We start from the raw sequence: 12,626 nt of genomic DNA on the forward strand, positions 1-12,626 counted from the left end.
TTCCGGACCTCAGTCCATCCTGATCGTCACGAACCTGAGCTCGCCGGTCTTCGAGGCCAGCATCAAGAGCGCATTCTTGCGCCCCTGTTCCTTCAAGGCGCCGATCCGGTCCATGACGTCCTTGGGGGTAGCAACCGATTCCTGTGCGATCTCGGTGATCACCTCGCCGGGCTGGATGCCGCGTTCGGCGGCGGCCGAGTCCTTGGTGACGTCGGTGATGACGACGCCCGAAACATCGGCCGCAATGCTGAACTTCTTGCGTGTCTCGTCGTTCAGTTCGCCGACCGTCATGCCGAGCACCGAAGCAGTGGAAACGGCCGGAGCCTTGTCGCCCTTGTCCTGATCGGTGTTGCCCTCCTCGGCGTTGGCGGCCTTCTCGCCATCCTCGAGCCGGCCGAGGGTCACTTTCACCGTCTGTTCAACGCCCTTGCGCACGATCAGCACGTCGACCGCCTTGCCGACAGGGCTTTCGGCGACGACACGTGGCAGGTCGCGCATCTCATGGATATCCTTGCCGTCGAACTTGATGATGACGTCGCCGGCCTGGATCGTGCCATTGTCGACCGGGCCGCCCTTGATCACGCCGGCAACCAGCGCACCCTTTGCGGTCGCCATGCCGAGGCTTTCGGCGATGTCGTCGGTCACCGGCTGGATGCGCACGCCGAGCCAGCCGCGCCGCGTCTCGCCGAACTGGCGCAACTGGTCGACGACACCGGACGCGAGCTGCGACGGGATGGAGAAGCCGATGCCGATCGAGCCGCCGGATGGCGAGATGATCGCCGTGTTGATGCCGATGACTTCGCCCGCGCTGTTGAACAGCGGTCCGCCGGAATTGCCGCGGTTGATCGCGGCATCGGTCTGGATGAAGTCGTCATAGGGGCCGGAATTGATGTCGCGGTTGCGGGCCGAGACGATGCCGACCGTCACCGTGCCGCCGAGGCCGAACGGATTGCCGATCGCCATCACCCAGTCGCCGACGCGCATCTTGGTGGAATCGCCGAACTTTACCGCCGTCAGCTTGTGGCCTTTCGGATCGACCTTGAGCACGGCGACATCGGTCTTGGTGTCGGTGCCGACCAGCGTCGCCTTCAAGGTGACGCCATCGGAGAAATTGACCTCGATGTCGTCGGCATCGGCAATGACATGGTTGTTGGTGACGACGATGCCTTGCTCGGCATCGATGACGAAGCCGGAGCCCAGCGACTGCACCTTCTGCGAGCCGTTGTCCTTGTCACCGCCGCGGTTCTTGAAGAAATCGTCGAAGAAATCCTGGAAGGGCGAACCCTCGGGCAATTGCGGCATCGGCACCGCGCCCGGGCCTTCGGTACCCTTGACCGTCTGCGAGGTCGATATGTTGACCACCGCGCCGAGCAGGCCTTGCGCCAGATCGGCGACCGAAGCGGGCCCATCGGCGGCAAATGTCGGCGCCGTGAAGGACGGGACAGCGACGGCGCTGACAAGAAGTGCCGCCGCGCCGGCGATGAATGTCCGCCGCGCCGCGCGCAAAATTGTATTGGATGTCATCGAGAAGCCTCCCGGTATTCTTGAAAAGAAAAGCGCTTCGACGAAAACGCCGCGTCACGCCATGTTGGCAAAAAATACGGCACGTTTGCGGCTATGACTATCGGCAGAGGATAAATCATCGCCGCCCTCATGCGCCTCGTACCAGCCAGACGATGCCGACGCCGATCGCGATCGCCGCCAGCCCGGCAATCCGCAGCGCGTTCTCGGGCAGCGACAGCACTTCGGTGGCAAGCTTCCTGGCCAGGCCGGGAAAGCCGCCATAGACCAGACCCTCTATGACGAGGACGAGGCCCATGGCGGCAAGAAAATCCTGCACCGGCCGCTACTGGCCGGTGCTGGGCTGTGCCGCCGGCGCGGCGGGTGCCGTCGCCGGAGCGTTTGGCGCAGGCGAAGCCGGCTTTGCCGATCCCTCGCTGCCGTCGGGATTGCGGAAGAAGCGGAAGAACTCCGAGTTCGGCGACAGCACCATCGTCGTTCCGGTGTTGTCCAGCGCCGTGCCATAGGCATTCATCGACCGGTAGAAGTCGAAGAAAGCCGGATCGCGCTGATAGGCTCCCGCGAAGGTGGCGCTGCGCTGGGCCTCGCCCTCGCCGCGCAGGATTTCCGACTCTTTTTGGGCTTCGGCGACGATCTCGACCACTTCGCGATCGGCGCGGGCGGTGATGCGCTGTGCCGCCTCATTGCCGCGCGCCCTCAGCCGGGCAGCTTCCGCAAGGCGTTCCGCCTTCATGCGGTCGAAGGTCTGCTGCGAGACCTCGGCCGTGAGATCGGTGCGGCGAATGCGGACATCCTCGATCTGCAGGCCGAGCGATGTGGCATCGGGCCTGAGCTGGTCGCGGACCTCGCGCATCATCACGCCGCGCTCTTCGGAGAGTGCTGCCTCGAAATCACGCAGACCATAGACACGGCGCAAGGCAGCGTCGAGACGCGTCCTGAGCCGGGCCTCGGCCAGTTCGATCTGACCGGACACCGCGGCGCGGAAGACCCGCGGATCCGAGATGCGATAGGCGATGAAGGCATCGACCTCATAGAACTTGCCGCCCGAGACCTGGACGCGAATGTTGTCGAGATCGAAGCGCAGCACCCGGTTCTCGATCAGCTGCACGGTGTCGGCGTCGAAGAACGAGAACGGCGCCTTGAAGTAGATGCCGGGTTCGCTCTTGACGTCGACGATCTCACCGAACCTGAGCACCAGCGCCTGCTGGCGCGCATTGACCACGAAGACCGACGAATAGAGCAGGAACAGGATAACCGCTGCTGCGACGACGATGATGGGAAGACGGTTGGCCATCACTGGTTACCTCCCGTAACGGGGGCGGCCGGTGCCGGCGCTTTCGGCTGCAATGCCGGCAGCGGCAGATAGGGAACGACCCCTTGCCCGTTGCCCTGCTCGACGATGACCTTGCTCGAATCCTTCAGAACCTTCTCCATGGTTTCCAGGTAGAGGCGCTTGCGCGTTACATCGGGCGCCTTGGCATATTCGTCATAGACCGAGATGAAGCGCTGCGCCTCACCCTCGGCTTCCTGCACGACCCGGTTCTTGTAGGCGGCCGCGTCTTCGCGGATCTGTGCGGCCTCGCCGCGCGCCTGCCCGAGCTTCTGATTGGAGTACTGGTTGGCCTGCTCGACGAACTTGTCCTCGTCCTGCTCGGCGCGCTGCACCTCGTCGAACGCATCGGCCACTTCGCGTGGCGGTGCCGCATCCTCGATCGAGACGGCGTTGACGTTGAGACCGGCCTTGTAGCCGTCCAGCGTCGTCTGGATGATCTCACGCACCGAGGCGGCAATGCCCTGGCGGTCGTCGCGGAAGATGTCCTGCGCCGGCCGGCGGCCGACGGCTTCACGCATGGCGCTTTCGGCAACCTGCCGCAGCATGCCGTCGGGATCGGACACATCGAACAGATACGCGCGCGGGTCGGAGACCTGATAGGCCACGGAGAACTGGACGTTGACGATGTTCTGGTCGCCGGTAAGCATCAGCCCGGACGTATTGCCACTTGTCGCGCCGCCACCGCCGATATCGACGAGCTGCTCGGAAATCTTGGCCGTCTCGACGGTTTCGAGCGGCCACCAATGGAAATGCAGGCCAGGCTGCGACAGTTCGGTCTTCGGCTTGCCGAAGCGCAGTTCGACCGCGACCTCATCGGGCTGCACGGTGTAAACCGCCTTGAACGCCCACAGCACCACAAGTGCAGCCGCGATCAGCGCGAAGATAGCCGGGCTCGCGCCGCCGCCGCCCGGAAGAGCGCGCCGCAGCCGGTCCTGGCCGCGGCGGATGATGTCTTCTAGATCGGGAGGCGAGCCCTGCGGCCCGCTCGGTCCTTTTGGACCCTGCCCCCAGGGTCCCTGATTGTTGCCGCCGCCACCCCATGGGCCGCCGCCACCGCCGCTTTTGTCGTTCCAGGGCATGAATGTCCTTTCGCTTGGAATTCCCTCAAGCGCCGGCATTACGGCGCAAAATCCAGTATTGTTCTTCTATAGGCACGCCACGGGGCGCTTTCAACGCGATGCGCTTCCGACTTCGTCCGATTTGGTCCAGTCGCGACCCTTTGTCTTCCTTCAATGGCTCTTTTTTCGTTCAATGTCTCTCGCGACGCCGCTCGTAAACCGAATAGCGCGTCGGGTGGCTGTCCTTTTCCCCGGCTGGGACGTCCTGCGAGCTGACAATGCGCCAGGAATCGGGATCGATCGGCGGGAAATGCGCGTCGCCGTCGACCGCTGCCAGCACATGGGTGACGTGCAGCCGGTCGGCCAGCAGCATGGCCTGGGCATAGATTTCGCCGCCGCCGATGACGCACACCTCGTCGACATCGGCCATGCCGCGCCCGCGCACCGTCGCCAGCTGGATCGCGGCTTCGAGCGAATGTGCCACCTCGACGCCCTCGGCGCGCCAGGTCTCGTCGCGGGTCACGACGATGTTCAACCTGCCCGGCAGCGGTCGACCGATGCCCTCATAGGTCTTGCGGCCCATGATGATAGGCTTGCCCATCGTATCGGCCTTGAAGCGCTTGAGATCGGTGGAGAGCCGCCACGGGAGCCCGCCGTCCCGCCCGATCACGCCGTTCTCGGCAATGGCAACGTAGATTGCGACATGCATCAATTTTCGCCCGTCGGCTCGAGGATCAGGATGTCGATGTCGCGCTCGGGGTAGAAATCATCCGCCGTCATCTCGAAGGTCGTCGGTCCGGTCTTTTTGACATTGTCGCCGCAGAACGAGACCAGGGCTTTCGGATTGCCCTTGTCGATCGTCAGCTTGAACTTGCCGATCGTGCCCGTAGCCCAGTTGCCGCCGGTGGTCAGGATATAGGCGATGCGGCTCTCGAAATATTTGGGGTAGCCGTCAGGGTCGTCCTTGGCCGCCTTGCGCACCGCATTTTCGAATGTGCCGTCCATGCAATACCGGGTCTTGTAGGCCGCATACTGACCCTGGAATTTGCCGTCGTAGAAGAAGCTGACCGAAGACGTGCCGCCGACGCTCGGTCTGTAGTGGTGGGAAACATGGACGTCCTTGTTGGCCGGAAAGGTCGAGCGCCACCAGTAGGTCGAACGCAATTGCCAGAACGGGGTGTAGACCTTGCTCGTCTCGGTGCCGTCGCTGCCGGTGTCCTCGATGATGATGCCGCGGTTGACCCAGTCATCGACAACCGCTTGCGGCAGCTTCGCCAGCGCCGCCTTCGCCGCATCGCCGAAAGGATAGAACGGCACGTTTTGCGCCTTCAGCTCAGCGCTGATGTCGATGCCGAGCGCCAACACCTTCTGCTCGAGCTGCGGCTTTGCGGCGACACCGTCGATCGTCACCTCGAAACCGAGGAAATTATCGCTCTGATTTTCAGGAATCGCCGGGATTTCTTCGGGATTGCCCGATATGTCGGGCATCGGGAAGGCGACGATGGCCTGGACATCCTGATCGGTGTTGTTGTGGAAGACATAGTCGACCGTGACCTTTTCCGGCGAGATGAAAAGGTCCTCGCTTTGCATCGCCACGGCATCGCTGCGCGACAGGATCAGGCCGCCGGTGCCAAGTTCGGCAACCGAATCATTGGCGAAAGCGGGTGCGGACGACAAGGCCAGCACGGCGGTCAGAACATATCGCAACATGGAAGCCCCCTCGGCTGGAATGCCTGCAGGACCCTAGCCGTTTCAATGTGGCGTTCAAAGCCCTTCCGTATCCGCGGACGCACCAAAGGGAGATGGACTGCGGTCTGGACACGCGCCAGCGCGGTCTGGACACGCGCCAGCGCGGTCTGGACACGCGCCAGCGCGGTCTGGACTAACGGGTTCCGATCGGGCAGGAGTTCGCCCATGCGCAAGCTTCTCGTCATCGGCATCGGCGCCGGCAATCCCGACCACATGACCGTTCAGGCCATATCAGGCCTGAACCAGGCGGATGTGCTGTTCATTCCCGACAAGGGCGCGAAAAAAAATGAATTGGCCGAACTGCGCCGTCAGATCTGCGACCGCTTCGTCACCAATCCGAAGTCGCGGCGCGTCGAATTCGACGTGCCGGTGCGCGACCTCCCGGTAGAAGATGGGCCGGCGCCCTCCTACCGCTCGACCGTCGATGACTGGCATGAAGCCATCGCCGCCATTTACGAAGGCCTGATCCGCGACGAGATTGCAGGCGACGGCTGCGGCGCCTTCCTGATCTGGGGCGACCCTTCGCTCTATGACAGCGCGTTGCGCATCCTTGAGCGCGTGCGCCTGCGAGGCGATGTGGCGTTCGAGCTTGAGGTCATCCCCGGCATCACCGCCGTCCAGGCACTTGCCGCCAGCCACAAGATGGCGCTGAACCGCATCGGCGATTCCGTCCTCATTACCACCGGCCGCCGCCTGACCGAAGAAGGCATGCCGGACAATGCCGGCAGCGCGGTCGTCCTGCTGGACGGCAAATGCGCCTTCAACACGCTGGCCGACAAGGATGTCGTCATCCATTGGGGCGCCTATCTCGGAACGGAAGACGAGATCACCCTCTCCGGCAGGATCGGTGACATCGGCGCAAAGATCGAAAAAGTTCGAGAGGAAGCTCGTCGGCGGAAGGGCTGGATCATGGACAGCTATTTGCTGCGCAAGCCCGAATAGGAAGGCAATAGGGGAGTAAGGCAGTAGGGGAGTAGGTGAATGACGTTTTGTGTTGGAAGACAGCACGCGAATGCCTCCCTACTGCCCTACTGCCCTACTGCCCTACTGCCCTACTGCCCTACTCCCTCACCCAGCCTCAATCTCCGCCTGCAACGCCTCCATATGCGTCGCTGCCGCGGCCGCCGCCGCGCGCTCGATGGCGCGGAAGCGGCTGACCACTGCCAGGCCGACCGCCGTCAACTGTGCGCCGCCGCCCTTGCGGCCGCCGGTCTGTGCCGCCACCAGCGGCTTGCCGAATACCCGGTTCATGTCCTCGACCAGGTCCCAGGCGTGCTTATAGGACATCTCCATGCCGCGCGCGGCGGCCGAGATGGAGCCGAAGGCGGCGATCTGTTCCAGGAGCTTGATCTTGCCCGGCCCGACGCGCCCGTCGGGATCGAGATTTATCCGCAAGCTCAGCGACGGCATCTTTGCTCTCCGCGGTCACATCCCAACATCATACTAGAAGCTCCCTGGCGAAACCGCTATTCCAAAAAGACATAGCGGGATCATCCACCCGTCTCGGGGGGCAGGCCGGCGCCGGTGTTCGCCCGATCGAAGCTCACCGTCTTGATCACCGCGAAAACCTTGCCGCCAAGATGAAGCTTCAGCGCCTGCCGCGACTGTTCGGTGATGCGGGCAAGCACGGTTGCGCCATTGCAGTCGATACCGACCTCGACCGCCGGTCCCTCGCCGGGGCTCATCGCGGTAATGGTTCCCGGCAGGATGTTGAGCGCGCTGAGACCCCTCGGCTTTTCGGTGGCGATCATCACATCGCGGGCGCGGATACGGATGCGCACCGGCGTACCTGTCTTCATCGCCAGCTGTGGCACCCGGAGCTCGCCCGCAGCCGAGCCGAGCACGGTCATGCCGAAACTCTCGTCGTGATGCAGCACCTTGGTGTCCAGCACGGCGCCGCCCTCACCGCGCTCCTCCGCCGGCAACAGGTCGAGCCTTTGCATCACCGCCTCGGTCGGCCCGCTGGCAACGACATTGCCCTGCGCCAGCATCACCACGTCGCTGGCCAGCCGCGCCACTTCGGCGACCGAATGACTGACATAGACGATCGGGATTTTGATCTCGTCGCGCAGCCTTTCGACATAGGGCAGGATTTCGGCCTTGCGCGCCTCGTCGAGCGAGGCCAGCGGTTCGTCCATGAGCAGCAGTCTGGGGCTGGCAAGCAATGCCCGGCCGATCGCCACACGCTGTTTCTCGCCACCTGAGAGCTTTGCCGGCCGCCTGTTCATGAGCGGCCCGATGCCGAGCAGGTCGACGACGGCATCGATATCGGCGTAGCGCTCCGCCGGCGGCGTGAACCAGCGGCCGTAGCGAAGATTGCCGGCAACGCTCAAATGCGGAAACAGCCTTGCGTCCTGGAACACCATGCCGATGCGGCGCTTGTGCTTCGGCACGAAAATGCCGGCACCGGTATCGACCAGCACACGGCCGTCAACCTCGATGCGTCCCTTGTCGGGCCGGATCAGCCCGGCAATCATGCCGATCAGCGTCGTCTTGCCCGACCCCGACGCTCCGAACAGCGCCGTCAGCCGCCCGGCGCTTTCGAAGCGGGCGCCGATGGCGAAACCGCCCTGCCGATGGCTGATGTCGACGAGAACGCTCATTCGATGTCCAGCCGCCGGCCGACACGCCGCGCCAGCACCTCCGAAGCCACAAGTGCTGCCATGGAGATGACAATGGAAATCAGCGTCAGGCGGAGCGCCCCTTCATCGCCACCCGGCACCTGCGTGAAGGTGTAGATCGCCGACGGCAATGTCTGCGTCTCATTGGGAATGTTGGAAACGAAGGTGATGGTGGCGCCGAACTCGCCCATCGCCTTGGCGAAGGCCAGGATGGCGCCGGCGATCAGCCCGGGCAGGATCAACGGCAGCGTGATGGTGGCAAACACCCAGAGCGGATTGGCGCCGAGCGTTCCCGCCGCCGCTTCCATCCTACGGTCCACCGCCTCGATCGACAGCCGGATCGCCCGCACCATCAGGGGAAAGCCCATGACGCCGCAAGCCAGCGCCGCACCTGTCCAGCGGAAGGAGAAGACGATGCCGAAATGCTCGGCCAGGAAGGCACCGGCCGGACCGCGCCGGCCGAAGGTGAGCAGCAGCAGATAGCCGGTCACCACCGGCGGCAGGATCAGCGGCAGATGCACCAGCCCGTTGAGAACCGTCTTGCCCCAGAACTGTCCCCGGGCAAGCAGAAGCGCGATCAAGATGCCCGGCGGCAGGCTGGCGAGCATCGCCACCGTTGCCACCTTGATGGACAGCCGGACCGCATTCCATTCGTCGGGAGTGAGGTCCAGCAGCCAGTTCATAGTGCCCCTTGGAACTCAGTTGCTCGGCGCGAGCACGGTAAATCCCTGATCCTTGAACAGCGCGGCCGCCTTGGCCGACTGCAGGCATTTCAGGAAAGCCGGCGTATCCTTGTCCTTCGAATCGGCGGTCTGGGCAACCGGATAGATGATCGGCGGATGCGAATCCTCCGGGAAGGTGCCGATCACCTTGACCCCCTTTTCGGCATGCGCGTCGGTGGCATAGACAATGCCAAGGGCGGCTTCGCCCGTCGAAACCAGTTTCAGCGCCGCGCGCACGTTTTCGGCCTGCGCCACCTTGCCCTCGACCGAGGACCAGACGCCGAGCGATTCAAGCGCGGCCTTGCCGTATTTGCCGGCCGGCACCGCCTTGAAATCTCCCATGGCGAGCTTGCCGTCGCCGATCAGCTTGGCGAGGTCGAAACCCTTCTCGATCCTGGTGTCGACCGCCGAGTCCTTCGGCGCCACCAGCACGATCTGATTGCCGAGCAGCTTCACTTCGGTGTCCGGCTTGGTCAGCTTCTTGTCGGAGAGATATTTCATCCAGTCGAGATCGGCCGAGATGAAGACGTCGGCAGGCGCCCCGCCCTCGATCTGCTTGGCCAGCGCCGAGCTCGCGGCATAGGAGACAGTCGCCGCCTCGCCGACATCGACCTCGCAGGCCTTGTTCACCGCGTCGAGCGCGTCCTTGAGGCTGGCTGCGGCAAACACCACCACCTTGTCTTCCGCATGCGCTGCCGGCACGACTGCCATCAGCGCCGCAGCCAAACCGCCAATGGCGATCGCCCTAGATCCAAAACCTGTGCGCGTCATGGAAAACTCTCCCTGGTTTGAAATCCGGCCGGCTCGAAGCCTGCTGACCGATATATCCGTATGAATATAACAAGGGAAGGCCCGGCGCCTCATGAAAGCGTCTGTACGACACCAATTGTTTTGGTAAGACCGGGAAAAGAAACCTTGGAAAGGAAACTCCGGTGAAGATCAGCGCCCGCAACGTCCTCAAGGGAACGATCGCCGAGATCGTCAAGGGAGCCACCACCTCGCATGTCAGGATCGACATTGGCGGCGGCGCCATCGTCACCGCCTCGATCACCAACGAGGCCGTCGCCGATCTCAAGCTCGAAAAGGGCAAGCAGGCCTATGCCGTGGTCAAAGCCTCGGACGTGATGGTCGGCATCGACTGAAATTTGCGGCCTTAGACCGCGATCGGCGCCTTGATCGACGCGTCGGCGACGTAGTTTTCCAGCCGGAAATCCTCGAAACGGAAGGCGAAGAGGTCCTTCACCTCCGGATTGATCCACATCGTCGGCAGCGTCCTCGGCGTGCGCCGCAGCTGTTCGCGTGCTTGCTCGAAATGGTTCGAGTAGAGGTGCGCATCGCCAAGTGTGTGGACGAAATCGCCGGGTTTCAGCCCTGTCACCTGCGCCACCATCAAGGTCAGCAGGGCATAGGACGCGATGTTGAACGGCACGCCAAGGAAGATATCGGCGGAACGCTGGTAGAGTTGGCAGGAAAGCCGCCCTTCCGAAACATAGAACTGGAACAGGCAGTGGCAGGGCGGCAGCGCCATCGCTTCCACCTCGGCTGGGTTCCATGCCGAAACAATCAGCCGCCGCGATTGAGGATTTCTGCGTATCTCCTTGAGAAGATTCGCGATCTGGTCGATCGAGCCGCCATGGCCGTCCGGCCAGGAACGCCACTGCTTGCCGTAGACCGGGCCGAGATCGCCATTCTCGTCGGCCCATTCGTCCCAGATCGAGACGCCATGGTCGGTGAGATATTTGATGTTGGTGTCGCCGGCCAGGAACCACAGAAGCTCATGGATGATCGACTTGAGATGCAGCTTCTTGGTTGTGGTGACGGGAAAGCCGCGCGCCAGGTCGAAACGCATCTGGTAGCCGAAGACGGAGCGCGTTCCGGTGCCGGTGCGGTCGCCGCGGTCGGCGCCGTTGTCCAGCACGTGCTGCAGGAGGTCGAGATACTGGCGCATCGGTTCCGGCTCGATTCGGTTGTCCAGCCATCATAACTGACAGACGGGCGATCGAACACCACAAAGCAGCGCGCAAGCTATGCCCGAAGCCAGTCAGTCCCCAACAACATCACCGGCTGGCGCATGGACCGCGCCAGCCCGGCGAATTGAAGCGCGGCCGTCAGAGGGAGCCGAGTTTACCCAGGTCCTTGGCAACCAGGTAGTAGAAGGTAACCCGGTTCTTGGTGTTGTCGGCGGCCATCGCCTTGCAGACCTTCTCGATCGAAGCGTCGGCCTTGCTGTCGTCCGATATGCCGAGCTTCTTGGCAACCCAGCCAGCCTTGACGCGCTCCAGTTCCTTCGGATCGGTGCAAGACACCAGCGAGGAATCGCGGTTCCGAAGCGCAATGCCAAGATGCTTCACGATTTTGTCGACCACGTCGGCACTCGCCGAGGCATCGTATTTCTTCACGTCTGCAAGATAGTCGGCCATCAAAATTCCCCTCGTCGGCGCCACGGATCCGATCGATGAGGGCTGTGGCGCGCTGCTGCAACTTGTGCGCTATGTCGGTAACTCCTCACCGGGGCAAAGCTTCGGTTGAGACCGCGCTCAAGTCAACCCTTCGGACTTGCGGTTTTGACACGGGGACAAAGTGCCATTGCGGCCTTTCATTTCCTGCGATCGCCCCCTATATTCGGTTTGTCGGCTTGACCGACTATGGCGATAAATGGGCGATGAAATAAGCCGTTCGGACCCGGGGGCGGTACCCGGCGCCTCCACCAAAAGCCGCTGTTGACGACAGAGCGGTTTTTGCTGGGGGCGAAATAGGATCGACGAAGGTGTAAAGATCGTACTTTTGCCCGGCATGGTACCACCGTCATCGGGCTAAACCTGTAGTTGCAAATGACAACTATGCGGAAGCACGTCTCGCCGCGTAAGCGGTGCGATAGCTTCAAATCAAGCCCTAGAGGTTCGCACTTCTAGGCGGGGTTCGGAGGTACCTGGCAACAGAAACCTCCACTTCTCCCCTCCTCGGATATCCAGCATGCGCGACGGCAGTTCCGCCGCGAACGCGCCCTGCCGCGTGCTCCCTCTCCATGGACAAAACATGCAAAACGATTCCGATCGCTTTTTTGTGCTGACCGGCGGTCCCGGCTCCGGCAAGACCACCTTGATCGAAGCCCTGCGCCGGGCAGGCTTTGCCGCCTCGGTCGAAGCCGGGCGTGGTATTATCCGCGACCAGTCCGCCATTGGCGGACCCGCTTTGCCCTGGCACGATCGCGCCCTGTTTGCCGAGTTGATGCTGTCATGGGAGATGCGCTCGTATCAAATTGCGCTAGAACAGACCGGGCGTCCTGTTTTTTTCGATCGAGGCGTTCCGGACACGCTCGGCTATCTCAGCCTGAGCGGCCTGCCGATACCCGAACACGCCCACGCTGCCGCAGAGCGCTTCCGCTATCATCGGCGCGTCTTCGTCGCCCCGCTTTGGCCGGAGATCTTCGCGCAGGACAAAGAGCGCAGGCATACGCTCGACGAGGCCGAGCGTACCCACCATGCGCTGGTCGGCGTCTATACGGAACTGGGCTATGAGATGGTTCCGTTGCCGCTGGCCCCCGTCGAGGCGCGGCTGCGCTTCGTGCTGGCGCAAACCGGGGTGTAGCCTTGAAGTCGGACGCAATCGAGCGGGATGCACT

General features: G+C 63.0%; 15 protein-coding genes and 1 other RNA gene. 4 read left to right on the forward strand and 12 right to left on the reverse strand.

All coding sequences use genetic code 11. The annotated features are described in order from the left end of the window. Nucleotides 1-9 precede the first annotated feature (9 nt). From EOC83_RS15960 to EOC83_RS15985, 6 genes are all read right to left on the reverse strand, one after another. Nucleotides 10-1,524, reverse strand: a complete 1,515-nt coding sequence (locus EOC83_RS15960) for a DegQ family serine endoprotease (RefSeq protein WP_013531033.1) — start codon at nucleotides 1,522-1,524, stop codon at nucleotides 10-12. A 127-nt stretch (nucleotides 1,525-1,651) separates the two neighbouring features. Then, nucleotides 1,652-1,840, reverse strand: coding sequence for a DUF2065 domain-containing protein (locus tag EOC83_RS15965; protein ID WP_013531032.1), 189 nt, complete (start codon nucleotides 1,838-1,840; stop codon nucleotides 1,652-1,654). 6 nt (nucleotides 1,841-1,846) lie between these two features. Further along, the gene (locus tag EOC83_RS15970; protein ID WP_063168276.1) at nucleotides 1,847-2,815 is read right to left on the reverse strand and encodes a protease modulator HflC; all 969 of its coding nucleotides are present in this window, start codon (nucleotides 2,813-2,815) and stop codon (nucleotides 1,847-1,849) included. Next, nucleotides 2,815-3,933: an FtsH protease activity modulator HflK gene (gene hflK / locus EOC83_RS15975; protein WP_013531030.1), complete on the reverse strand. Its 1,119-nt coding sequence runs from the start codon at nucleotides 3,931-3,933 to the stop codon at nucleotides 2,815-2,817. Before hflK ends, EOC83_RS15970 begins: the two co-directional genes overlap by 1 nt. Before the next feature lie 169 nt (nucleotides 3,934-4,102). Continuing rightward, a complete protein-coding gene (locus EOC83_RS15980) occupies nucleotides 4,103-4,621 on the reverse strand; it encodes a dihydrofolate reductase (RefSeq protein ID WP_013531029.1) in 519 nt (172 codons plus the stop codon). Beyond that, entirely contained in the window at nucleotides 4,621-5,622 is a 1,002-nt protein-coding gene (locus tag EOC83_RS15985) for a DUF4424 domain-containing protein (RefSeq protein WP_063168277.1), read from the reverse strand. Before EOC83_RS15985 ends, EOC83_RS15980 begins: the two co-directional genes overlap by 1 nt. Before the next feature lie 204 nt (nucleotides 5,623-5,826). Between EOC83_RS15985 and cobF the strand changes: the two genes are divergently transcribed. Beyond that, entirely contained in the window at nucleotides 5,827-6,603 is a 777-nt protein-coding gene (cobF, locus tag EOC83_RS15995; protein WP_013531027.1) for a precorrin-6A synthase (deacetylating), read from the forward strand. 126 nt (nucleotides 6,604-6,729) lie between these two features. Here the strand turns inward: cobF and EOC83_RS16000 are convergent, their stop codons facing one another. The 4 genes from EOC83_RS16000 to modA all read right to left on the reverse strand — a co-directional run bounded on the left by EOC83_RS16000 (nucleotide 6,730) and on the right by modA (nucleotide 9,775). Continuing rightward, nucleotides 6,730-7,071 (reverse strand): winged helix-turn-helix domain-containing protein, encoded by a 342-nt coding sequence (locus EOC83_RS16000; protein ID WP_063168278.1) that lies wholly within the window; start codon nucleotides 7,069-7,071, stop codon nucleotides 6,730-6,732. 80 nt (nucleotides 7,072-7,151) lie between these two features. Further along, nucleotides 7,152-8,264 (reverse strand): molybdenum ABC transporter ATP-binding protein, encoded by a 1,113-nt coding sequence (modC, locus tag EOC83_RS16005; RefSeq protein ID WP_063168279.1) that lies wholly within the window; start codon nucleotides 8,262-8,264, stop codon nucleotides 7,152-7,154. Further along, complete coding sequence (modB, locus tag EOC83_RS16010) at nucleotides 8,261-8,965, reverse strand: molybdate ABC transporter permease subunit (protein ID WP_063168280.1); 705 nt, start codon at nucleotides 8,963-8,965, stop codon at nucleotides 8,261-8,263. The genes modC and modB overlap by 4 nt, the downstream gene beginning before the upstream one ends. 15 nt (nucleotides 8,966-8,980) lie before the next feature. Next, a complete protein-coding gene (gene modA, locus EOC83_RS16015) occupies nucleotides 8,981-9,775 on the reverse strand; it encodes a molybdate ABC transporter substrate-binding protein (RefSeq protein ID WP_063168281.1) in 795 nt (264 codons plus the stop codon). 161 nt (nucleotides 9,776-9,936) lie between these two features. Here modA and EOC83_RS16020 point away from each other — a divergent pair, with 161 nt between their 5' ends. Next, nucleotides 9,937-10,146, forward strand: coding sequence for a molybdopterin-binding protein (locus tag EOC83_RS16020; RefSeq protein WP_024501417.1), 210 nt, complete (start codon nucleotides 9,937-9,939; stop codon nucleotides 10,144-10,146). Nucleotides 10,147-10,157: 11 nt separating this feature from the next. Here the strand turns inward: EOC83_RS16020 and EOC83_RS16025 are convergent, their stop codons facing one another. Both EOC83_RS16025 and EOC83_RS16030 read right to left on the reverse strand, forming a co-directional pair. Next, nucleotides 10,158-10,952: a thymidylate synthase gene (locus EOC83_RS16025; protein WP_024501420.1), complete on the reverse strand. Its 795-nt coding sequence runs from the start codon at nucleotides 10,950-10,952 to the stop codon at nucleotides 10,158-10,160. A gap of 160 nt (nucleotides 10,953-11,112) precedes the next feature. After that, nucleotides 11,113-11,424: a DUF2853 family protein gene (locus EOC83_RS16030; RefSeq protein WP_013531020.1), complete on the reverse strand. Its 312-nt coding sequence runs from the start codon at nucleotides 11,422-11,424 to the stop codon at nucleotides 11,113-11,115. 170 nt (nucleotides 11,425-11,594) lie between these two features. Between EOC83_RS16030 and ssrA the strand changes: the two genes are divergently transcribed. Beyond that, nucleotides 11,595-11,954, forward strand: a transfer-messenger RNA (tmRNA) gene (ssrA, locus tag EOC83_RS16035). A gap of 86 nt (nucleotides 11,955-12,040) precedes the next feature. Then, complete coding sequence (locus EOC83_RS16040; protein WP_199489657.1) at nucleotides 12,041-12,592, forward strand: AAA family ATPase; 552 nt, start codon at nucleotides 12,041-12,043, stop codon at nucleotides 12,590-12,592. Nucleotides 12,593-12,626: the final 34 nt, after the last annotated feature.

Source organism: Mesorhizobium sp. Primo-A (assembly GCF_003997175.1).
Classification (GTDB): domain Bacteria; phylum Pseudomonadota; class Alphaproteobacteria; order Rhizobiales; family Rhizobiaceae; genus Mesorhizobium; species Mesorhizobium ciceri.